Origin of the sequence: Nocardia sp. CNY236, from assembly GCF_000482385.1 — a bacterium.
GTDB lineage: Bacteria > Actinomycetota > Actinomycetes > Mycobacteriales > Mycobacteriaceae > Nocardia.
In genome coordinates this window covers 19946-42382 of the sequence record NZ_KI519396.1, presented here as the reverse complement: position 1 = coordinate 42382, position 22437 = coordinate 19946, and the positions used below count along the sequence as shown (strand labels likewise).

The window sequence follows — 22437 nt, the reverse complement described above, 5'->3', positions numbered from 1 at the left end:
CGCGCACCTGACTACCGACATAGCGGCCGTCCTCGGGCTGGAAGTCGCTCATATCTCCACTGTTCCACAGCGGAACGGTATGTGACGGTCCCCCTGCCAAGGTTCATTTCGCCCTGCCGCCGGGATGTGCCGAACCCTTCCCGGCTTCCTCGGCGGCGGGTGCACACCAACGAACCGAAGGGGTGAAGTCGAATGAAGCCGGTCGCTCTCGGATGGATCGACTACGACAACAGCGCCGCACCGCAATGGGAGGCTGCGCAAATACACCAGCTTGCGCGGCGGCTCGGGTATCGGCTGGTATGGCCCGAACGGCCCGCACTGCTGCCGTTGGCCGATCAGGTGCGCAACGCTGGGGCCGATGCGGTGATCCTGCCAGCGCCCGACCAGATCAGCGCCTTCGAATTGGACAGGCTCCTGCACAGTGCCGACATCGAAACCGTCTTCCCGCGTATGTCGTTCGCGCGCTGGTCATTCGCCAGGGGCACACAGTGAGCGCGTGGAACCTGGCCGGCCTCGCCATTGCGGGTGGCTTGCCCTTGCTGGTGATCGCGGCGGCAATCTGGTGGCCCGACGACAAAGGCGACGAGTAACTATCCATCGCCTACCTCCACAAGCCGCTCACAGCGGAACGACGGGCCAGCGGTGCCCCGGGGGTAGACGCACGTCGGTGTGACGAGGCGGCCCCTGTGAACTACCAAGGGTCTTTGTCATGCTGCTGTCAGGGGACAGCACAGGATGGGAAGCCATGAGTTCACAGATTGGCGTCGGCCGACGCGTCGCCGAAACGCGGAAGCTGGTCGGGTGGTCGCATCCGCGACTCGCCACGGAAGCACACGTCTCGGCGGGAGAAACGCTAGGAATAAGGCGTCGTCCCGTCGGCCGCTGCGCTGCATACACTCAACGCCGCGCTGGAAGATCTGTTCCGGGGCCGCAAGGAATTCGTCCTGGACCGAGGATCGTGCATGAATCAGTCGCTGGTCAGCTGCTTGCGAAACTCGTGCCGCCAATGGGGGTCCTGACGGCAGACCACGACCAAGCCCAGAGATTCCCGGACCGGCAGGTTGAGCGCGTCGGCCAGTGCGCGGGCGGCCAGTGCGCGGTCCTGCCAGACAGACCGGTCCTTCCAGGCGGCGTATTTCACCTCGGCCTCGGCGTGCACGCGGCGCAGCCGCAGGTCAAGGGCGGAATCGTCGGTAATGCCGGGGTGATGCTCAGCGCTCAGCAGGGACAGTGCGGCAGTGACCTCGGCATAGGTGTCGAGTCCGGTCTCGGCGGCCAGTGACGACATCTGCGCGGCGAGTACGCGGCGCAGGCGAGCGGGTGTCGCGGCGTCGACGAGGGTGGCAAACCGGTCGGGCACGGGTGTCTTGACGTTGTACTCCGGGAGCAGGGGAAGGATCCGCGCGCTGTCGAGTTCCCCGTCCAGACCAGGCGGTGGCAGTGGGATGCCACAGCGTCGAACGACCGCGTCATACACCGCCAGCAGCCGTTCCTGCCACTGCTGTGGCGTGGGTTCCTGACCGGGCAGCGTCGGCAGACCGGGGAATACCTCGAACGGGTCGCGCGCGCCGTGGGGGACGACCGAACCCCAGGTGTCGTACCTCGTCACCAGTTCGCCGTTGTCGAAAAGGGACACCGAGATAGGGCCCCTTTCACCATGATTGCTGACGGACACTACGCGGGTGCCGCGCGACGCACGGCGCAGCACCTCTTCGCGTGTGCCCTCGAAACGATGACGACCTTCCTCGATGCCGAACGCCCAACCGCCGTGGGTTCCCACCCGGACCACCGGCAGCAGCACGCGAGGGTCCGGCCGCTGGTGTGGAACTTCTGCCTTCTCCTCCCTCCACCGTGGGTGCCGGGTCTCGGGCAGCGCGCCGAACCGGCGCAGGAGTTCGGTCTCGTCCAAGGCCTGCGCGAAGGTCAGGCAGAAATTGTCGTACCCGCCGGGCCAGGTCTCGTTCGGCGTGGCGGGGAAAGTCGTCCGGCGTGGTGCGTCGATGACCGCATCGGCGAGCGCGAGGTCGAACAGGGACCGAGGCTCGGCACGCGGTTCGGGAGCGTGCTCCCACAGCAGCATCCCGTCGTCGACGACAGGCACATACGATAGCCCCACCGTCATGACGGTTCCGCCCTCCAGGGCGTCGGCGACCTGTTCAAGGAAGGCGGCGAGGCTTCCCCACTCCCCGAAGCTCACGCCCACGGCCTCCACCTCGTGGCCCACCGCGCCGAACGACGCGCCTCGACGGCAGTCCACGACCAGCCCGTCGGCACTGAAATTGCGGGCGAAGCCTACGAAATCATGGTGCCAGAAGCCCTCCATCAGCGGGTCCCCTTCGTACCTGGCCCACGACTCCTGCCGGCTCCGACCCGAGGAGAGGATCTGGGCGAGGGCGTAGGGCTCGAAACCGGGGAAGGTGAAACCCCCCTCCTCGGGGGAGACTCCGTCGTGGTGCCGCAGATACGCGACCAGATCCGCGGGGAACTCCACCCTCAGCTCGGTAGCTGCGGCGCTGATGGCCTCCTGCGAGGCGGGTGGGCGCAAAGATGCGAAGGTACGCGGCGCATGCGTGGCGAGCCAGGAGTCGATCCGTCGCCAGGACTCTTCAACGGGGCTAACGTGCATCGTCCGATCATCACATCCACCTCTGACACCGAATACCTGCTCCGGAAGCCACCCCGGCCGATACGGGCGACGGTCTCAACCCTGCCAGCGAGCCGACCGCGTTGATCAGCGCGATGCTGGCCGGGGCCGACCACATCGATCGCGCCGACGTCGTGCATGCCGGTCGGGGGACTTTTCTGCAGCATCTCTATGAGTCCGAACCGGGGCCCCACCCGTTAGTAGCACCAGGCTGGCCGGGGCCCAGGGCCGGCGGTTATCGCTCGAGGCGCCGCGGCTGGGAAACCGGAATGCTCACGATCGGTGTCCCACGGCTGCATAGTGAATCGAGAAAGGACAGGAAGACAGGAATTGCCCAAGCACCGGACGCAGGTCGGCGGAGCGGGTTCTCAACCAACCCACAACACTCCAACCCGTACAACGAACACCACCCCAAATGACAGCTCCGGACTCATCGGCTGCCCTGCCCCCGGTCCAGATACGCCAGTACCGCCAGCACCCGCCGGTTGTCGTCGTCCGACACCGGGAGGCCGAGTTTGCAGAAAATGTTCGACGTGTGCTTGGCCACCGCACGGTCGGTGACGAAGAGCTGCGCCGCGATGGCCGCGTTCGACCTGCCCTGTGCCATCAGCTCCATGACCTCCCGCTCGCGCGGTGTCAGCCCGCCCAGCGGCTTGTCCTGGGTCCGGCGCGAGAGGAGTTGGGAGATCACCTGCGGGTCCATCGCCGTACCGCCGGCCGCCACCCGCCGTACCGCGTCGACGAACTGCTCGGCGTCGAACACTCGGTCCTTGAGCAGGTAGCCGATGCCGCCGTTGCCGTCGGCCAGCAGCTCTCGGGCGTACAGCTGCTCCACGTGCTGGGAGAGGACGAGCACCGGCAGCCCCGGCCGGGCGCGGCGGGCCTCCAGTGCGCACTGGAGGCCCTCGTCGGTGTGCGACGGCGGGAGCCGGACGTCGACGACAGCGACGTCCGGCTTCAACTCGGCAAGGGCCCGGGACAGCTCGGGCCCGGTCTCCACGGCGGCCAGGATCTCGAAGCCGAAGGCTTCGAGCATGCGGGCCAGGCCGTCGCGGAGCAGGAAGAGATCTTCGGCTAGGACAATTCGCAAGGGATCTCCATGGTCACCATGGTGGGGCCGCCCGCGGGACTGCTGACGGCCAGGATGCCGTCGAATGTACCGAGTCGGCGTTCGATACCGCTCAGGCCGGACCCGGCTCCGACCGCCGCCCCGCCGTACCCGTTGTCGGTGACGGAGATCCGCAGGATGCCGTCGGTGTGGTGGATGTCGGCGAAGACGCGGTCGGCCTCAGAGTGCTTCACCGCGTTCGTGAGGACCTCGCTCACCGCGAAGTACGCCGCCGACTCGACCGGCGCGTCCGCGCGGCGCGGCAGATCCACCGTGACCTCCGTCTCGATGGGCAGGCGCAGGGCCAAGGCCCGCACCGCATCGCCGAGTCCGCGCTCCGCAAGCACCGGCGGGTGGATTCCGCGCACCAGATCCCGCAGCTCCGTCAGGGCTTCGGCGGACGACTCGCGGGCCATCGCGAGGAGCTTCTTGGCCTGGGCCGGGTCCTTCTCGACGAGCGCCTCGATGGCGCCGAGGTTCATGCCCATGGCGACCAGCCGGGCCTGCGCGCCGTCGTGCAGATCCCGCTCGATGCGGCGCAGTTCGGCGGCCGAGCTGTCTACCGCGTCGTGCCGCGTCTCGGTGAGGTGGTCGACGCGCTGGGCGAGCGTCATTTCGTTGGTGGGGCCGAGCAGCGACTTGGTGAGGGCGAAATGGACGCGCAGCAGGGGCGTGTTGTAGCGCACGGCCAACTGGAAGATCACCAGGCCGAAGGAGACCGCGAGGAGTGCCGTCCCCTGACTGTCGACGGCGACCGGGCCGTACCAGAACGCGCCGCCCTCGGTGAACAGCCGCCACAGCCCCGCCGCCAGCACCAGACTCTCGAACGGGTATACGATGAGCGCGGCGGGCAACAGCGCGGTGACGCAGCCGGCCGTCGTGTCCACCGGCAGCCACAGGATCTCCCGCCAGGTCGCCGGGTCCTTCAGCATCAGCGCACACCGCTTGACCTGCCCGACGAACCCGCCGCGCAGGTCGGCAGGCATCCGGCGGTACGGCGTGAGGATGCGTACGTCCGACCACTTCGCTGCGAGCAGCCGCCGCCGAGCGGTGTAGCCGCGCAGGGCGGTGAGAACGACAGGGGTGGTGAAGAGACCGATCCCGATCGGGATCAGCGCGAGGGAGACCACCGTGATCGTGAACAGGACGACCGAGGCCGTGACCGACATGATCATCAGTGCCAGTCCTCGCACTCCGGCAAGGAAGGCACTGCCTACTTTGGTACCCATCAGTTGGTGTCCAACCCTCTCCTCGACGGCCCGTCCGCCGGGCATGCGCACAGTCTCGTCCGAGCCGCCCGCCAAAGCCATTGGGTCTTACACCCGCGTCGTGGTGTACCTACTACGACCTGTGCCCTGCCCCTACGTCCCCTGGGTCCCGGGTTACAGCATGTGCGGAGCATGACAGACGCCTGGTCGCTCTTACACGCCCTGCGAGCCGCACTCTTCTCGGCAGTGTGTCATGACGATCATCGATCGCCTGAACCAACTACCAGGCCGTAAAGGCCCTCGGCAAGACCGCGGCCGCAGCCGACCGCCGCCGCACCGTCGGGGGTTTGAGTCCACCCCGACGGGGGGCTCAGCCCCATCGGCGGAACTGGCGCGATGCTCGAGAATTGCGCACATGACATTCGATACCTCGTCGCACCGCGTTCTCCGTGACTCCGTCTGGAGCCGCCGGCTCCTCAGCACCGCCGCCCTCGTACTCGTCGCCGGAACGCTCGTCGCAGGTATTGCCCCGGCGAGCGCCGCACCGGACCGCGACAACCCGGTGGATGCCTTGAACCACAGCGCCCAGCCGCTGTCCGACCTGAACGCACTGTGCAGCATGATCGGAAGTGCGCGCGTCGTCGGTCTGGGCGAGGCCAGCCACAGCGCCCATGAGTTCTTTGCGCTCAAGCAGCGCATCTTCCAGCACCTGGTCGCCACCAAGGGGTTCACCACCTTCGCTTTGGAAACCAGCTGGAGCACCGGCCTGCGCCTGGACAACTACGTGGTGAACGGTGTCGGCGACCCGGCGCTGATCATGCGCGAGGAGTTCGTGGGGCAGTACGTCTTCTGGAACACCGACGAGTACCTCAACCTCATCCACTGGATGCGCGACTACAACACCGTCTCCCCTCAACGCGCCAAGCTGCGTTTCGTCGGAAACGACCTCGGATACGCAGGGCCGCAGTCCTTCACCCGGGTCGCCGACTATCTCAGCGCCCACCGACCGGACCTGGCCGACCGTATGAGCGCCCTCTACGCGGGCATCAGGCCGACTGCAGGGACCAGCGCAGGTACGTGGATGAACCAGCAGCTCGCCAAGGACCTGGCGCTGCGCAAGGCCGATATGCAGCGGGCCGACGAGGCTCTTGCCATCCTGCGCGACGAGGGGCAGCCCCACGACGCAAGCCACCGTAGCACCGAGGCCTACGCGTGGGCCCTGCAGAACGCGACTGCCATCGTGCAGAGCTTCACCGGATACGCATTCTCCGACGAGCAGTTCCCCGAGCGGATGCGCTACCGCGACCAGGTGATGGCTGACAACACCGCCTGGTGGCTGGAGCACACGACCGGAAAGACTCTACTCGCCTCGAACAACGGCCATGTCGCCTATACCAGCGACGACCCGGAGATGTTCCCCGTGCCGACAGGCGCGTTCCTGCGCGAGCGGCTCGGCGAGCGCTATGTGAACATAGGCCTGACCTTCAACCAGGGTAGTGTGAACGCACTGCCCGATTTCACTGCGGAACGTCCCAAGACGTACACGGTCGTGCCTGCGCCGCAGGGCCACAACGAGCACACCCTGGACATGGTCCGCTTTCAGGACTACGCCATCGACCTGCGCACCGCCCCTGCCGCAGCCCGCGCGTGGCTCATGACGGCCCGCCCCACCCGTTCCTACGGGCTGTACTGGTCTCCGGAGAGCCCACCGACCAGCCTGGGCCGGTCGTATGACATCCTCGTCCACCTCCACCAGGTCAAGGCCGCTCACCTGCGGTGATATCCACCGTCCAGGGCGGGTGTAGGGCCAGTCGAGGTCCGGTGAAGCCCACCGGGCGCACCGGCCCCTCTTTCCTGGGTGCCCCGCTACGACGCCCGGAGTCAGCTCAGCCTACCCTCCCGTGTCATCGCCCGGCCGCGTTCGCGTACCCCTACGCAGCGCCTGGAGCGACCCTTGGAGATGACGTGCCGCCGCCCAGGCGGTCCGTCAGCGTCTGCAGCCGTCCAGGGAGCTTGTGCCGCTCGATATCCTCGGCCGACAGCGCGGCTAGTGTCACCTCGAGCCGGTCGAGACCGGCCAGTACGGACGTGACCTGTCCGCCGCCGATGTCCGGGCACAACTCGTCGCGAAGGTAGGCGGCCAGTGCCGCCGGGTTGACGTGATCGAAGAAGGGGCGGCCGGGCTCCCGCGCGGCCGGGTTCTTGTGGCCGAGCAGCGCGGCCACATGGGTGCGTACGAGATCCAGCAGCGCCCGGCTCTGCTGGGCGGTCAAAACCGGCTTGGGCGCGTGGGAATTCGACATGGCGATCATTTGCGGTTCGTAACACTTCAGGAGGGGGTGGGCGACAGATCATCTGGATATGCGACCTGTGTCCCGGATAGGAGAGTGATCTTGTTGACCACCAGTGCGGCGCGCCGCGGATTACGCCACACCTCGCTTCGGATCGCGATGCTCGGCGCGCTGATCCTCGCCCCCGCCCTGGCGACGATGCCGGCGTCGGCGCAACCGGGTGACGGCCCGATCACGACGCACTTCGCCCCCATCTCCGATGACTACGACCCCTTCGGCTACGACCCCTTCGGCTACGACCGCGACGGCTACGACCGCGACGGGCGGGACGCCTTCGGGCGCGACCGCGACGGCTACGACCGCGACGGGCGGGACGCCTTCGGGCGCGACCGCGACGGCTACGACCGCGACGGGCGGGACGCCTTCGGGCGCGACCGCGACGGCTACGACCGCGACGGGCGGGACGCCTTCGGGCGCGACCGCGACGGCTACGACCGCGACGGGCGGGACGCCTTTGGGCGCGACCGCGACGGCTACGACCGCGACGGCTATGACCGGTGGGGCCTCAATCGCGAGGGGTACACGTCCCTCGGATGCCACCCCGACGGCAACGACCGGGAGTCGGCAGACCGGGCGGCATGTGACGCTTGGCGGGAGCACTTGGCGCAGCGCTCGGCGACCGGCAGCAGCGGCAGCAGCTGACGCCGAAATACGAACGCCCGCCGACCCGGATTCCCGGGCCGGCGCGCGCCGGATCTCCGGTAATGTCAGGGCGAGCATGGCTTCGGCGGGGTCGCCGAGTCCCCTTTTGCGGCGAGGGTTTTCGAGACAGCCAGCCAGGCCAGGGCGAGCATGGACAGGGTGATATGGGCCTACCAGGCCCGATCGCTGCAGACCTGGTGGTGATCCAGCCCGGCCTCACCCTTGGCCTGCTGAAACGCTTCCTCCACGTGCCATTCGTGCCCTTCTTCAAGAAACCCGTATCGTCGGCTACCACGACCGCGGCCGGGTCACCCAGATGCTCGACCACATACGCCCGCACATCGTCGCGGACCCCGTCGATGTCCCGGTCGGCCTTGCGCAGCAACCGCCGCGTCCCGTCCGGACCCCACCTCACCAGCACGTTCGGCCTGCGTCCAGCCGTTCTTACGCTCCAAACCCGACAGCAGGCCCGACACTCCCGCGCCCGACCCCGAGGCTCGGACCGGGTGAACCGGCCACCGATCCGGGACATCAACGAATCCAACTTCTTGGCGAGAGTTGCTTTGGTGGCGAACTCCACGCTCTCGCGCGCGGTCTCATCAACGCCCCGCAACCCGCGCGATCACATCATCCAGCCCCGCTACCCACGCTGCCTTGGGCATATTCCTGTTCCCTTCTTGGGCGATTCACTCTGCGGCCGTGGCGATTTCGGACACGCCCAGCGGCTGGTAGACGTCGACCTCGAATCGGCCCTCGGCACGGCGTGGCCGATCGGAGTGCGTCGAGCTGCGAAACGCCGCCGCCATCGGGACATGAAAAGGCCCCCGACTTGCTGATACCAAGTCGGGGGCCTCGTGGAGCTGCCGGGAATCGAACCCGGATCAAGCCTCTGACAGGGACGGCAATCCGGGTTCTACCTGCGAAAACACATCTGTAAGTCACGGTGAATCCCCCTCTTTCCCGGCGGATCATGCCCAAAATGTGCCCACATCGAACCGGTCACGCGGGAACGACTCCTACCCGTTGGGCCAGTCCGGCGAGCGCTACAGACTGGCGCCGAGCCAGTTCGCGAACCCGAGCAGACCATCGGACTGGCGACGTTGGGTGGCAGCGATGCCGTACACCGTTTCACGCACAGATGGGTGCAGCCGAGTCTGCTGCGGTGCGGCAGCGCGGGCCTTGTTCAGCGCGGCCAACGCCCGATCCGGCTTGCCGCTCATGAGCCACGCGCGGGCGTTGTCCTGCCAGTGATGCGCGATCCGGGTCGGCGGGGCGTCCCCGCCGTAGGTGAGGCCGGTTCCGTCGATAGCCGCCCGGTTCGGGTCGCCTGCCTCGAGTTCTACCGCGTGCGAGTGGATTTCGACGTTCAGCGGCCCGAACGCGGTCATGTAGAGGTCGGTCTCCCCGGTGCGCGCGGCCAGCTCCCGCGCGGCATCGATATGGCCGACAGCGCTGGAGTAGTCGAGCTGGCGGGCATCGTTGATCGCCCCGGCGAGATGCGAGTACCCGGCCAGGACCATGCCCGCGCGGGTGTCGTCGGCCGCGCCGATCGCCTTCTCGATCAGCTGGGCCGCGACCTCGGACTCACCGTAGTGGGTCAAGATTCGGGCGCGGGCCAGTGCGGCGAACGCCCCGTGATTCGGGTCGTCTCCGTCAGATGCGTAGCTGTCGGCGAGGTCGAGCGCGGGCAACGCCAACATGAGGTGCCCAGTACGGCGAGCCGACCACTCGGCGAGGATGTAGGCCGACGCAAGCAGCGAATAGGCATGAGCCTGTTCGTCACCGCGGAATTCGCGCACCGCGCCGTGCAAGCAGCGGATGACGCCCGGCAGTACCTGGATGGTCTGGCGAGTGCGATCGCTGCGGTAATGATCCTGTGCGGCAGCAAGGTCTGCCTCGAGTTGCGCCAGCTCGCCCGGTTCCTCGGCGCGCGCGTACCGGCCTTCGGCCAGCAGGACGGACAGGCCGTTCACCGCGTCGGCAAGGGGCTTACCGTCATTGAACGGTGCGCCGGTCAACTGCTCGGGTGTGATGCGTAGGGCGCGCGCGACTGCGGACACGAACCCGGGCGAAGCAGGTTCGCGGCCCTGTTCGACTGCCTTGACCATGCTCAGGCTGTACGCGGCGCGGGTAGCCAACTGGCGTTGATTCAGACCGGCGATCTTCCGTTCCGACGCTATTGCCTGGCCTACATGCGTGCCCATGTGTTCGAGCGTACGTGCAGGCGTCCGCCCCTGTCGCGCGCTGACACTGTCCTTTCGCTGTCCCCCGGCCCTCTTGCACGGGGCGACTCTGAATCCCAGGCCCCGCCGCCGGGATGTGCCGCACTCTTCCCGGTTTCCTCGGCGGCGGGCGCATACCAACGGACTGAAGGGGTGTAGTCGAGTGGAACCGGTCGCTCTCGGATGGATCGACTACGACAGCAGTGCCGCACCGCAGTGGGAGGCTGCGCAAGTGCAGCGCCTCGCGCGGCGGCTCGGGTATCGGTTGGTGTGGCCTGAGCGGCCCGCGCTGCTGGCGTTGGCCGATCAGATACGCAACGCCAGGGCTGACGCGGTGATCCTGCCCGCACCCGGTCACGTCGGCGCGCTCGCGTTGGACGGGCTCATGCACGTCGCCGATATCGAAACCGTCTTTCCGCGTATGTCGTTCGCGCGCTGGCTGTTCGCCGCGGATGCGCAGTGAGCGGGTGGAACCTGGCCGGGCTCGCCGTGGCGGGTGGTTTGCCGTTGCTGGTGCTCGTGGCGGCGATCTGGTGGCCCACCGACAAGGGCGACGAGTAACTATCCGTCGCCCTTGTCGGTGGCTCGTGCGGGGCTAGGCGCTCACGGTGGCGATCTTCACGATGCCGAGCGGCTGGCGCACGTCGACCTCGAATCGGCCTTCGACACGGGCGCGAAACTGGTTCTTGGCGAAATCGTCACCGACGTTTTCCGACCATGAGGTGTCGATACCAGCCCCATCGGTCGAGAGCCCGACCGCGGACAAGTCGAGCAGCAGGCCGGTTGTCGTGGGCACTAGGAAAAAGGCTCCTCACCTGTATGCCAGGTGAGGAGCCTCGAGTGGAGCTGCCGGGAATCGAACCCGGGTCCTCCGCCGAATCTTCAGGGCTTCTCCGTGTGCAGTCCGCTGTGCCTCTGCTCGGATCTCCGGGTCCCGCGAACCAGCCCAGATGACGATCCCAGTCGCTGTTCGATGTCCCGTCCTACTCCGCGACCGAGTACAACGGTGAGCCCTCTAGCTGATGCCGGCACCGGAGCCGAGGGCATACCCCGGGCCGACAGAGACGCTCTGCTGATCAGGCAGCGAGAGCGTACTCGCGCTGATGAGAATCGGCGCTTAATTGGTTGCAGCGACGCTTACGGTGGTCTCTTGCCTGCACCGACACGCTTCCCCTAAATCAACGTACGCAGTCGAAACCGTTCAGCCCCGCGCGTCCCGGCACCTTGCCGGGCTGCTCATAGTAACACCGCTCGCACACCGGATCATCCCTATTTTCGGGTGCCCGCTACCGGACACGATCGGTGGCAACGTCTCGGGATGCACGGGTATTGCGCCGGTCAGCGCATACCCTTGATCCGGCGTCCGAGTTCGCGGGTGACCTCTCGCTCAGCAGTGCGGCGGGCCAGGTCCTGACGCTTGTCATAGTCCTGTTTACCTTTGGCGAGCGCCAACTCGATCTTGACCTTGCCGTCGGAGAAGTACATCGACAGTGGAACCAGTGTTTGATTGCCCTCCCGCGACTTTCCGACCAACCGCTCGATCTCCCGCTTGTGCAACAGCAGCTTGCGTACCCGGCGCGGCGAGTGATTGGTCCAGGTCCCGTGGCTGAACTCGGGAATATGCAGCCCGCGTAGCCAGACCTCACCGTTGTCCACAGTCGCGAATGCATCCACCAGCGAGGCCTTACCCTCACGCAGGCTCTTCACCTCCGTGCCGACCAATGCGATTCCGGCCTCGTAGGTGTCCAAGATCGTGTAATTGTGCCGTGCCCGGCGGTTGGTCGCGACGACCTTACGCCCTTTCTCCTTCATGTCCCCTTCTCGATTCCACCCGCCCCGCGGGGCGGCCGACCTACTGGTATCAACCGCTCTCGGTTCCACATTCGTCCCATCCGTACTGCCTTCTCGGCAACCGGCCGCGCAATCGGCCGAATCGATCGGTACGCACGCCATCATCGCGAACCGGGAGCGCTCGACAAGCTTACGGACTCGCGCGGACAGACCCGCGCTAGGCGCCTCGATGGAGCACGACATAGAGCACGAAGACAGCACAGAACGTCACGATGAGCACCACGGTCGACATCCGGGGTGCGCCGACGCGTGCCGAGAGCGTGCGGCGGCGCAACCATAGACCGTCTACCGAAGGATCGGTCTTGCTCCGGAGGTTCGGTGGAGCGTCGGGCGCCTCTCCACCCGGCGAATCGGAATCGAGATCGTCCTCCTCGCCGGGACCCTCACCACCAGCCATGCCCAGCACGGTAGCCGACGTGGGAGCGGAGCGCCGTGCGTGGAACCCGACGTCAGCCGAGGCGACGCGCGAAGGCCTCCGTAGAGGTGCCGTTTGCCAGATCCACCGTGTGAACCCGCAGGTCGACTGCATTCGCGGTCAGGTCGAGCACCATGAACCCGAGTTCGTGGTAGTTCTCGTACAGCGCGGTGTTGCTCGCATCCTCGGTGTTGCGCGCCTCGGAGCCGACCGTCTTCGCGGCCGCGCCGGACACGATCTGCCTGGTGCCCTTGGACGCCGTGGTCGGTTCGAGTACCTGCAGGCTGTGGTCGTGCCCCGACAGAATGAACTGGCACCTCCCCGCTACGTGGTCCTCGATGAAGCTCTTCACGTGCACACCGTTGATCGGCGCGATCGGCACGCCGTCGTAGTGACCGGCGTCCCCATGCGGACCATTGCTCGAGTACGGGTGGTGGGTGCAGGCGATCTTCCAGGTAGCTGTGGATTCGGCCAGGGCGCGGTCCAACCAGGCGCGCTGCTCGTTCATGAATTGTCCGTCGGCGGCCCAGTAGGGCGAGAAAATCGGCGGTAGGTAGGCGGCCAGCGGATTGACGTCCAGGACGAAGAATTCGACCACCGGGTTCTGTTCGGGAACCCGGACCGAGTAGTAGCGGCTCGGCATCCACCAACGCCGCGAGCGCGCGTGGTATTCCACCTCGGCGTTGCCGCGCAACAACCAGCCGCCGTCACCCGGGAAAATGGCACTGTTGTCGTGATTGCCGAGCACCATCAGCCAGGGGAAATCCAGCCCCTCGTTAGGGTTTTCGAACTTGTCGGCGAACTGTCCGTCAGCGGCGTCGTGCGGACCGTTTTCATAGATGTTGTCGCCCAAGCCCAACGCCAGTGAAATCGGCTCGCGGCTGTGGAATGTGCGCATGGCGTCGGCCACTGCCCACTGCGTGCGGGTGCCCGTGCCCGCATCTCCGGTCACCAGCACTCGAACCCGACCCTCGTCCGGGAAGGAGAACTTCGCGACACCGTCCGCAACCGGAACCGCCTGCGCCGGGGTGCGGCCGACCAAGGTCGCTCCGGCCGCCAGCGCGGCCGCGCCGACCACGAACTCACGGCGCCCGATCGTGTCGCTGTCACTCACCATGTCCTCCACAGTCGTGTGCGGCCCCAGTCGGCGACCGCCCCCGCCCACCGGTGCACGGTAGCGGATCACATCTCGGCGAGCACCTCGAGTACCGGTTGCCCGTATTTCGCGAGCTTGTTCTCGCCGACTCCGCTGACCTCCCCGAGTTGGGCCATGCTCACGGGTTTGCGCGCCGCGATCTCGCGCAGAGTCGCGTCGTGGAAGACGATGTAGGCGGGTACGCCCTGCTCTTTGGCGGTGGCCGCGCGCCATTCGCGCAGCTTCTCGAACACTGGCAGGTCGGCCGAAGCCAGATCGGGCGCCGTTGGTTTGCCCATGGGCGCGGTACGGGAGCGCTTGGACGCACGTTCCGGTTCCCGGCGCAACGGCACCCGACGGCCATCGAACAGCACCTCGGCGCTGGCGTCGGTCAGCGTCAGCACGCCGTAGTCACCGCGGACGGCCAACAAACCGCTGGCCAGCAGTTGCCGAACCACCCCACGCCACTCGGTATCGCTCAGATCGTTGCCGACGCCGAACACCGTGAGCTCGTGATGGTCGTGTTGCAGTACCTTCGGGTTCTGCTTGCCACGCAGAATGTCCACGATGTGACCGGCGCCGAAACTCTGGCCGCGTTCGCGATCGAGCCGAAGCACGGCCGACAGCATCTTCTGCGCAGCCACCGTGCCGTCCCAGGACTCCGGCGGTGACAGGCAGGTATCGCAGTTGCCGCAGGGTGGGCCGGACTCCGCGAAGTAGGCCAGTAGTCCGGTCCGACGGCAACTCACCGTCTCGCACAGTGCGAGCATCGCGTCCAGATGGAGCTGGAGTCGACGGCGATGCGCGGCGTCGCCGTCGGACATGTCGATCAGCTTGCGTTGCTGCACCACGTCACTGAGCCCGTAGACCATCCACGCGGTGGCCGGCGCCCCGTCCCTGCCCGCTCGACCGGTTTCCTGGTAGTAGCCCTCGACGGACTTGGGGAGATCGAGATGGGCGACGAAGCGCACATCCGGCTTGTCGATACCCATGCCGAACGCGATGGTTGCCACGACGATCAGCCCGTCTTCCCGCAGAAACCGCGATTGGTGAGCCGCTCGGGTGCGATTGTCCAAACCCGCGTGGTAGGGCACCGCGGTGATACCGTTCTCGGTGAGGAAGGCGGCGGTCTTCTCCACCGAGTTGCGCGAGAGGCAGTAGACGATGCCGGCATCGTCGGGATGTTCGGTGCGGATGAATTCCAGCAGTTGCCGCTCGGGCCGGTTCTTCGGCTCGATTCGGTATTGGATGTTGGGTCGGTCGAAGCTCGACACGAAGCGGCGGGCCGAATCGAGACCCAGGCGCTGGATGATGTCGTCTCGGGTCTTCTCCGTCGCGGTGGCGGTCAATGCGATGCGCGGAATGTGCGGCCACTGCTCGTGCAACAAGGAAAGCCCCAGGTAGTCGGGCCGGAAATCGTGCCCCCACTGCGAGACGCAGTGCGCTTCGTCGATCGCGAACAGCGCGACCTCGCCCCGCTCCAGCAACCGCATGGTCGACTCCATACGTAGCCGCTCGGGAGCCAGATACAACAGGTCGAGTTCACCGGCGACGAATTGCGCCTCCACGGTCCGTCGCTCGTCGGGATACTGGGTCGAGTTGAGAAAGCCCGCGCGCACACCGAGATCGTTGAGCGCGTCCACCTGGTCTTGCATCAAAGCGATCAGGGGCGAGATCACCACTCCGACGCCAGGCCGCACCAAGGCAGGAATCTGGTAGCACAGCGACTTGCCACCGCCGGTCGGCATGAGTACCAGCGCGTCGCCGCCATCGATCACGTGCTCGACGATCGCGCTCTGGTCGCCCCGGAAGCTGCTGTAACCGAAAACACGGCGTAGGACCTGTTGCGCCGCACTCGTTTCGGCGCCCTCCCCCGATGTACGGCCGGTCCCCACAGTCGCGAAATCATCGGAGGCTGACACCCGGACCATCCTAAACGTGCCCGAGCAAGGGTGCAGTCACCGCGATGCGGCGTTCGCGCTGCTCACGATTGCGTTCCACACATGTGGACACCTTGATGTGAGGTCGGTCACGCCTCACGCCCGACTCGTCGAGCGTGGATCAGCTGCGCAGCCGACGCACCACCTCGTCATGGAGCAGCCCGTTGGTGGCGAGCGCATCTCCCCCATGGGGACCGGGTGTACCGTCCAAGGCGGAGAAACGGCCACCGGCTTCCCGGACCAGGATGTCGAGCGGGGCCAGGTCCCACAGCGACACTTCCGGTTCGGCGGCGATGTCGACGGCGCCCTCGGCGAGTAGGCAGTAGCTGAAGAAATCACCATAGCCGCGCACCCGCCACACATCGTCGGTGAGCGCAACGAACCGATCGCGCAGGCCGCGTTCGCGCCAGCCCGACAGACTGGAGAACGCCAGGCTGGCCGAGCCCAGTTCGCCGACTGCGGAGACCGAAATCGTGGCGGCGGGTCGCGTATCGACGCGCGCCCACGCCCCGGCACCGGCAGCAGCCCACCACCGCCGGACCAATGCCGGCGCGCTCACCACACCGACCACCGGTTGCCCGTCCACCAGCAATGCGACCAGCGTCGCCCAGATCGGTACACCGCGCACGAAATTCTTGGTGCCGTCGATCGGGTCGAGGACCCATTGCCGACCACGGAATTCGGCAGCCCCCCCGAATTCCTCACCGAGAACCGAGTCGTCCGGCCTGACGTCGGCCAACACGCGCCGAATCGCCTGCTCCACCGCTAGATCGGCATCCGATACCGGCGTGAGATCCGGCTTCGCTTCGACCGTCAAGTCCAGCGCCCCGAATCGAGCCCGGGTGATGGCGTCGGCCACATCGGCCAGGTGCAGCCCGAGTTCGAGGTCGGAGGAGTACGCAGACGCGGAATACGGAGACTCAGCCACACTGCGCACCCTATCGGCAGCACCGACGGGTCCACCGGCATCCCCGATCGGGGGCGGCCGGAGGCCGCGACGCGCGGGAGAGCACCGCCCGCAACGCCACGGCCCACCCGTCGCTCACCCCACCGGCTGCGGTGACCTGGCAGCCGCCAATGCGCTTGCCCACCAGTGCAACTGATCGAGCATCGCTGTCGCCGCGGCCGCGGGTCCGTCGGGTTCGTGCAAGCGACCCTCGGCATCGAAGAGTTCGAAGAAGCGGGGAAACGATACGTAGTTGCGCACCGTGTGCGCATTGAGTTCGTTGAAGATCTGCCGCAAGTGCTCGATGGCCAGCAGACCACCGCTGGCGCCGCTGTAGCCGACGAAGCCGATCGTCTTCGCGTCCCACTGCGAGAAGTGCCAGTCGATCGCCGCCTTCAGTGACGCGGGAATGCTGCGGTTGTAATCGGGGGTGACGATGACGTATGCGTCGGCCACAGCGAGCCGTCGAGTGAGCTCGGCCATACTGGCAGGGCGCTGCATATTCGGGTCGAGCGCAGGAGGCGTGGACGGCAATTCCAGAGGCAGCGGCACCTCGGCCAGATCGATGACGTCCACCTCGAACGACCTGTGTCGTCGCGCCTGCTCGGCGAACCATGCACTCACGACGGGGCCGAAACGTCCCTCCCGGACGCTGGCGATGATCACCGCGAGCTGCAAAGTGGTGCTGGACATGTGATACCTCCTCGGAATACCCCCTGACCCGGACGGGTCACGGTCCAACCACTGTGCTGCCTACCGTCCCATACATGTAGGCCGTGGCGAGGGTGGTAGCAGCAGGGACACCCTGTTACCGCCTCGACTTGCTAGGTTCCACAGGTGAGCGACAACGAGCTCGGATTGTTCCTGCGCACCCGCCGCGAGGCGGTGACACCCGCCCAGGTCGGCCTGCCGACCGGCCCGCGACGCCGCACTCCCGGTCTGCGCCGAGCCGAACTGGCGATGCTGGCCGGTGTGAGCGTGGAGTATGTGACCCGCCTCGAGCAGGGGCGCGACCGCCGCCCCTCCCCGGCGGTGCTGTCCGCTCTGGCGGACGCATTGCAGCTGAGTCCCGCCGAGCGCGTCCACCTGGCCGTGCTGAGCAAATGGGCACACGGCGGGGCCAATTGCCTGGGAAACGCACAGCCGCTACGCGAGGTTCGGCCCACGGTCCGTGCGATCCTGGATCACCTCGAACCAGCGCCAGCAGTCGTGATCAACCACGTGACCGAGGTGCTCGCCTACACCGACGGCTACCGCCGCCTCATGGCGCCCGCGGGCCTGTTCGCCGGACCCGATACGCCGGCCGATCTGGCGCGCTTCGTGTTCTGCCACCCCGAAGCCCCCACCTTCTACATGGACTGGGAATTCGTCGCCGACCAGATGGTCGCTCGACTGAAGGACGGCCCCTTCCGAGCCGACGCCCACATCGCGGCGCTCGCAGACGAACTGACCGTGTGTGTCGGCGCCGCGTTCGACCAGCGTTTGGACACCGTGCCCAGTCTGGCCGCAGCATCCGGGATCACCCGGCTGGCTCACCCCGAGGCCGGTCCGCTGCGCTTGGCCTACGAAGTGTTCGACCTGTCCGTCGACGACGGCCAGCAGCTCATCGTTCACCTCCCGGCAGACGACGCGACCGCCGCGGCGCTGGACACACTCGCCGGCCGCCGCTCCGGCTCCCTGCGCGCGGTCCCGAGCTGACCACGCACTCCTGTGCCGAGCCCATTCCGGGGCCGCTAGGCTTGACTATCGTGCATCCTGACGTTTCCGCTGATCTCGCCGAACTCGAGGCAACCCTGAAGACGGTCGAATCGGTCCTCGACATCGACGAGCTGCGTCGCCGTATCGACGAGCTCGAGCACCGAGCCGCGGACCCGGACCTGTGGAACGACCAGGATCACGCGCAGCGCGTCACCAGCGAGCTCTCCCACATCCAAGGCGAGCTGCGGCGGATCGAAGAGCTCCGCCAGCGGCTCGACGACCTGCCGGTACTCTACGAACTCGCAGAGGAAGAAGACGGAGAGGCCAAGCTCACAGCGCTCGCCGAGGCCGATGCGGAGCGCGCCGCGCTACACGGTGACGTGGAGGCGATGGAGGTCCGCACACTGCTGTCGGGTGAATACGACAAGCGTGACGCCTTGGTGAACATTCGCTCCGGCGCGGGTGGCGTGGATGCTGCCGACTGGGCCGAGATGCTGATGCGGATGTACATCCGCTGGGCGGATCGGCACAAGTATCCGGTCGAGATCTACGACACCTCCTATGCCGAAGAAGCAGGCATCAAGAGCACAACCTTCGCGGTGAAGACGCCCTACGCCTACGGCACATTGTCGATCGAGATGGGTACGCATCGCCTGGTGCGGATCAGCCCATTCGACAACCAAGGACGCCGCCAGACCTCGTTCGCCGAGGTCGAGGTGCTGCCGGTGGTCGAGACCACCGACCATATCGAGGTCCCCGAATCCGATATCCGCGTCGACGTCTACCGGTCGTCGGGACCTGGTGGCCAAAGTGTCAACACCACCGATTCCGCGGTGCGCATCACCCACCTACCGACCGGCATCGTGGTCACCTGCCAGAACGAGAAATCCCAGCTGCAGAACAAGATTTCGGCCATGCGGGTGCTGCAGGCAAAGCTGTTGGAACGCAAGCGGCAGCAGGAGCGCGCCGAGATGGACGCGCTGAAGACCAACGAGGGCGCGTCGTGGGGCAATCAGATGCGCTCCTACGTCCTGCACCCGTATCAGATGGTGAAGGACCTGCGGACCAACCACGAGGTCAACAACCCGTCCGCGGTCCTCGACGGCGACATCGACGGGTTCATCGAGTCCGGCATCCGCTGGCGCATGTCCACACTTCCGCAATAGCCGCGCCGCCTCGGCCACGCCGGACACACCCGTATCCGGGGCCGACTCGTATTCTGATCGACGCCTCCCCTGGAGTCATACGACGGCGAAGCCATCCTCCAAGTACGCAGTCGCACGCTGAGCCCGAGCCCGGCGAGCTGCCGCCACGCGGCGACCCAACGCACCCGGAAGGCGCTTTGCAGCCTCTCCGTCATCAGACCATGCCCAGCATCGAAGCTCTTGCGCCCGAAGAGTTATCTCCGCCGTCCGGTCGACGCTCAGCAATCCGCCGTCGTAGATCAGCTTCACCCCATCGCTGGGATAGCGACCGGGGGGAACCCAGTCCACCACGAGGAGTCGCCCGATGGGCACCACAAGGTCCAGCTCCTCCCGGATCTCCCGGACAGCCGCAGCATAGGGAGACTCACCAGCCTCCACAACGCCGCCCGGCAGTTCCCAATGATCCTTGTATGTCGGCTCTACCAGCAACACCCGGTCCAACTCATCGACGAACAGCGCCCCAGCCCCCATTCGCTTACCAGGCAGCTGGGCAACGAATTCGGCTTGCTCGGAGTCCATTCGACAGACACTATCGGCGATGGGGCGAGGAGGTCTGTTTCAAGCGTCGAACGGGTTCGGAAGCTTCCGCTGATAGGTGCGTTGCGGAGTCACGGTGATGACATCAGCGAGTTCGACCAGCTCATAGGGAACGTGTGAGTCGAAGTGCCAGAGGCTGGGCACAACCACGGCAGCAGCTTCGACAGCCCAGACTGCGTTCATCAAGCGTATGACCGGAGCATCGGTGCGTGGCCCGAACACGATTGTCTTCGCCAGGTCGTAGCCGAGCCTTTTGGCGAGGCTGCGGATCTGGATTTCGTGCCAGTCCTGAGAGATGCCGGAAATGTCGCGGCGCAGGTAGCCCAGAGCGGTAGGTTTTACTGGCATGGCCGCTTGCCCGTCATTGGGGTCTCCAATTCTCCGCCACGGTCGGTGGTACCACGAGTTCTGCCACCAGGTGGACAAGCATTTGCACTGTGCCACGGTCTGGTATCCATGTAGCCAGCTTCTCGCCCATGGCAAGCCGCGCAGAAGTTGCCCATGTCGAGCATGTTTGTGCGCCAAACCGCCAGGAAATCGAGTCATGGCGAATTCCATGACTGTTCCAATTCTTGAATGTCTTCACGCTGATATCGGTCGATGTGGCCATGTTGCTGAGGTCGGATATCCTGCAGGGCATGGCAATTGGCGCCGGTGAGCTCACAAACAATTTGTATCGCTCCTTGTGTGAGATAGTCGGAAGGCTCGATATTCAGAATATTTTCAGCGGCGTATCATGTCGATGCTGTTCCGTTCTCTCTCAGAACATCTGTGCCTCAACAGGTTTCTTCCATGTCTCATATGCAGTAGATTGGTACATGCTGATCATTGAACGATCGAAGACAGGGGCGTGATGAGCACGGTTCTGAAGGCACTGTTGCAACAGCGACACCTGCAGACGGTCTCAGCATTCAACAAGGAGTACGACCGGCTCGCGCGACGGGTGGATCCCGACCTCGTCGGCTGCGGACCGAAGAAAGCGCAGTTCTACAGATGGCTTTCGGGGACCATCACCGGACTTCCTTATCCTCATCACTGCCAGATTCTTCAGGCGATGTTCCCCGATCGCTCGGTACAAGAACTCTTCGCACCACACACGGGGTCTATCGAAGACCTAGGAAGCGAACCTCGTCTCCAGGCGCAAGCGGGACACCCAACTTGCTCCCATCGAACAGCCGATGTCGAAGCTGTCTATACTGATAGAACAATTTTCGTTCATGCGATGCCACCACAAGCTATGTTCAGCAGTGCGCGATCGATAGATCTAGTCGGTATCTCACTCAATATCTTGTGCCAGCAGTATTCAGACAAAGATATTTTTAGACTTCTGAAGTCTGGTACTGCGATTCGCTGCCTGTTTCTTGATCCAGCAGGTGGGAGCATCGAGCACCGTGAGCAAGAAGAGGGACATCCACCCGGGACATTATCGAGCCTCACCGAACTCAACATCCGTGCGCTTCAACGTGTTCAGCGCCAGGCAATGCTCGAGACGACTGGATCGATTCAAATTCGAATTTATGACGAGCCGGTTCGTTTCAACGTTACGATTGTAGACGACCAGCTCTGCGTGATGCAGCCTTATCTTCCACGAGCACGCGGGGTCGAGTCGCCTGCCTTCGTAGCCCGAAGGTCCTCGAACGAAGGTATCTTCAACACATTCAAAAGCGTTTTCGACAGCATGTGGGCAAGCGGAATAGAGGCGGACCAGTGAGCGCAACCAGCAAGTTCCTGACCATCGCGCGGAATGCCGTCGCGGAAGGTGCAGATCTGTTGACCAACTCGGACGTCGGCCACATCCACGAAAAGATTGAACGCGACTTCGTTACCGAATTGGACCTACGTATCCAGGATACGATGCAGCAGCGCCTGATGACGGAGACACCGACGATACGCTTCCTGGGGGAGGAGACTTCGGGATCTCTGTTCGACGACCGAGGCACAGGGAACGTATGGACTCTCGACCCGATCGATGGAACCTCCAACGTCATTCACGGTCTGCCCTTCTGCGGTGTCTCGCTAGCCTTGGTGCGCGACGGAACGCCGATCGTTGGGGTGATTTCCGCTCCCTTTCTAGGACTCGAGTACTACGCGGAAGAGCACGGAGGAGCATTCTGCAATGAGTCACCGATCCGAGCCGGGAAGGCAGAATCCCTTCGCGGCGCGGTCATCTCACTCGGAGACTACGCCGTCGGCCCCGACTCAGCGCGTCGGAACCGGCAACGATTCGCCATCACCGAAGCAATCGTGAACAGGGCCGAGCGAGTGCGGATGTTCGGTTCTGCGGCACTGGATCTGGCATGGGTTGCCGAAGGAAGAACGGACGGCTGCGTAATCATGTCGAACAAACAATGGGACGTGGCAGCTGGCGTGCTGATCGCACGCGAGGGCGGAGCGACTGTGACCGACTCCGATGGAAGCCCTCACTCGCAGCACTCGCAGCATACAGTGGCAGCGAATCCGACTATCGCAAACGAGCTGGTGCGCCTCATTGCCGATACGTGACATGGCTTCATCCCCTGCGGCGGCGTGGGGCTT

22 protein-coding genes, 1 other RNA gene and 1 pseudogene are annotated in these 22437 nt (G+C 65.5%); 8 read left to right on the top strand and 16 right to left on the bottom strand.

The annotated features are described in order from the left end of the window. Window positions 1-192 precede the first annotated feature (192 nt). Window positions 193-492 (top strand): hypothetical protein, encoded by a 300-nt coding sequence (locus tag K940_RS0125360; protein WP_028479764.1) that lies wholly within the window; start codon window positions 193-195, stop codon window positions 490-492. A gap of 475 nt (window positions 493-967) precedes the next feature. On the opposite strand, the gene K940_RS31235 is transcribed toward K940_RS0125360, so the two are convergent. From K940_RS31235 to K940_RS0125340, 3 genes are all read right to left on the bottom strand, one after another. Continuing rightward, window positions 968-2626 carry a DUF6461 domain-containing protein gene (locus K940_RS31235; protein WP_051407543.1) on the bottom strand — a complete coding sequence of 553 codons (1659 nt, stop codon included), beginning with the start codon at window positions 2624-2626 and terminating at the stop codon, window positions 968-970. 448 nt (window positions 2627-3074) lie between these two features. Then, on the bottom strand, window positions 3075-3734 hold the full coding sequence (locus K940_RS0125345) for a response regulator transcription factor (RefSeq protein ID WP_028479763.1): 660 nt from the start codon (window positions 3732-3734) through the stop codon (window positions 3075-3077). Beyond that, on the bottom strand, window positions 3719-4927 hold the full coding sequence (locus K940_RS0125340; protein ID WP_231390517.1) for a sensor histidine kinase: 1209 nt from the start codon (window positions 4925-4927) through the stop codon (window positions 3719-3721). The genes K940_RS0125345 and K940_RS0125340 overlap by 16 nt, the downstream gene beginning before the upstream one ends. A 448-nt stretch (window positions 4928-5375) precedes the next feature. Between K940_RS0125340 and K940_RS30390 the strand changes: the two genes are divergently transcribed. Then, window positions 5376-6740, top strand: coding sequence for an erythromycin esterase family protein (locus K940_RS30390; protein ID WP_051407542.1), 1365 nt, complete (start codon window positions 5376-5378; stop codon window positions 6738-6740). Window positions 6741-6891: 151 nt separating this feature from the next. Here K940_RS30390 and K940_RS0125330 read toward each other — a convergent pair whose 3' ends face one another. Continuing rightward, window positions 6892-7263, bottom strand: coding sequence for an acyl carrier protein (locus K940_RS0125330; protein ID WP_155981123.1), 372 nt, complete (start codon window positions 7261-7263; stop codon window positions 6892-6894). A gap of 36 nt (window positions 7264-7299) precedes the next feature. Here K940_RS0125330 and K940_RS31230 point away from each other — a divergent pair, with 36 nt between their 5' ends. Further along, complete coding sequence (locus tag K940_RS31230) at window positions 7300-7953, top strand: hypothetical protein (protein ID WP_196812372.1); 654 nt, start codon at window positions 7300-7302, stop codon at window positions 7951-7953. Between the two features lie 235 nt (window positions 7954-8188). Here the strand turns inward: K940_RS31230 and K940_RS32100 are convergent. Next, window positions 8189-8485, bottom strand: a pseudogene (locus K940_RS32100) (IS701 family transposase); the annotation flags it as partial. Window positions 8486-8996: 511 nt separating this feature from the next. After that, window positions 8997-10157: a helix-turn-helix domain-containing protein gene (locus tag K940_RS0125315; RefSeq protein WP_028479759.1), complete on the bottom strand. Its 1161-nt coding sequence runs from the start codon at window positions 10155-10157 to the stop codon at window positions 8997-8999. A gap of 181 nt (window positions 10158-10338) precedes the next feature. Between K940_RS0125315 and K940_RS0125310 the strand changes: the two genes are divergently transcribed. Beyond that, the gene (locus K940_RS0125310; protein ID WP_028479758.1) at window positions 10339-10638 is read left to right on the top strand and encodes a hypothetical protein; all 300 of its coding nucleotides are present in this window, start codon (window positions 10339-10341) and stop codon (window positions 10636-10638) included. A 132-nt stretch (window positions 10639-10770) separates the two neighbouring features. On the opposite strand, the gene K940_RS0125300 is transcribed toward K940_RS0125310, so the two are convergent. From K940_RS0125300 to K940_RS0125270, 8 genes are all read right to left on the bottom strand, one after another. Then, window positions 10771-10971 (bottom strand): hypothetical protein, encoded by a 201-nt coding sequence (locus tag K940_RS0125300; protein ID WP_028479757.1) that lies wholly within the window; start codon window positions 10969-10971, stop codon window positions 10771-10773. Between the two features lie 42 nt (window positions 10972-11013). Further along, window positions 11014-11384: a transfer-messenger RNA gene (gene ssrA, locus K940_RS32095) on the bottom strand. Window positions 11385-11513: 129 nt separating this feature from the next. After that, entirely contained in the window at window positions 11514-11987 is a 474-nt protein-coding gene (gene smpB, locus K940_RS0125295) for an SsrA-binding protein SmpB (RefSeq protein ID WP_028479756.1), read from the bottom strand. Window positions 11988-12183: 196 nt separating this feature from the next. Continuing rightward, window positions 12184-12423, bottom strand: a complete 240-nt coding sequence (locus K940_RS0125290; RefSeq protein WP_028479755.1) for a hypothetical protein — start codon at window positions 12421-12423, stop codon at window positions 12184-12186. Between the two features lie 52 nt (window positions 12424-12475). Continuing rightward, window positions 12476-13558 (bottom strand): metallophosphoesterase, encoded by a 1083-nt coding sequence (locus tag K940_RS0125285; protein ID WP_028479754.1) that lies wholly within the window; start codon window positions 13556-13558, stop codon window positions 12476-12478. 65 nt (window positions 13559-13623) lie between these two features. After that, a complete protein-coding gene (recQ, locus tag K940_RS0125280; protein WP_036530377.1) occupies window positions 13624-15471 on the bottom strand; it encodes a DNA helicase RecQ in 1848 nt (615 codons plus the stop codon). 166 nt (window positions 15472-15637) lie between these two features. Continuing rightward, entirely contained in the window at window positions 15638-16444 is an 807-nt protein-coding gene (gene hisN / locus K940_RS0125275; protein ID WP_051407558.1) for a histidinol-phosphatase, read from the bottom strand. A 114-nt stretch (window positions 16445-16558) separates the two neighbouring features. Then, a complete protein-coding gene (locus K940_RS0125270) occupies window positions 16559-17155 on the bottom strand; it encodes an NADPH-dependent FMN reductase (RefSeq protein ID WP_028479751.1) in 597 nt (198 codons plus the stop codon). Between the two features lie 144 nt (window positions 17156-17299). Between K940_RS0125270 and K940_RS0125265 the strand changes: the two genes are divergently transcribed. Then, window positions 17300-18160 carry a helix-turn-helix transcriptional regulator gene (locus tag K940_RS0125265; RefSeq protein ID WP_028479750.1) on the top strand — a complete coding sequence of 287 codons (861 nt, stop codon included), beginning with the start codon at window positions 17300-17302 and terminating at the stop codon, window positions 18158-18160. Window positions 18161-18210: 50 nt separating this feature from the next. Next, entirely contained in the window at window positions 18211-19326 is a 1116-nt protein-coding gene (gene prfB, locus K940_RS0125260) for a peptide chain release factor 2 (protein WP_028479749.1), read from the top strand. 75 nt (window positions 19327-19401) lie between these two features. On the opposite strand, the gene K940_RS0125255 is transcribed toward prfB, so the two are convergent. Together K940_RS0125255 and K940_RS0125250 are read right to left on the bottom strand one after the other, a co-directional pair. Further along, a complete protein-coding gene (locus K940_RS0125255; protein ID WP_196812371.1) occupies window positions 19402-19884 on the bottom strand; it encodes an NUDIX hydrolase in 483 nt (160 codons plus the stop codon). A 39-nt stretch (window positions 19885-19923) separates the two neighbouring features. After that, a complete protein-coding gene (locus tag K940_RS0125250) occupies window positions 19924-20250 on the bottom strand; it encodes a hypothetical protein (RefSeq protein WP_028479747.1) in 327 nt (108 codons plus the stop codon). A 505-nt stretch (window positions 20251-20755) separates the two neighbouring features. Between K940_RS0125250 and K940_RS30380 the strand changes: the two genes are divergently transcribed. Together K940_RS30380 and K940_RS0125240 are read left to right on the top strand one after the other, a co-directional pair. Next, window positions 20756-21613, top strand: a complete 858-nt coding sequence (locus tag K940_RS30380) for a DUF5919 domain-containing protein (RefSeq protein ID WP_051407541.1) — start codon at window positions 20756-20758, stop codon at window positions 21611-21613. Beyond that, window positions 21610-22404: an inositol monophosphatase family protein gene (locus tag K940_RS0125240; protein WP_028479745.1), complete on the top strand. Its 795-nt coding sequence runs from the start codon at window positions 21610-21612 to the stop codon at window positions 22402-22404. The genes K940_RS30380 and K940_RS0125240 overlap by 4 nt, the downstream gene beginning before the upstream one ends. Window positions 22405-22437: the final 33 nt, after the last annotated feature.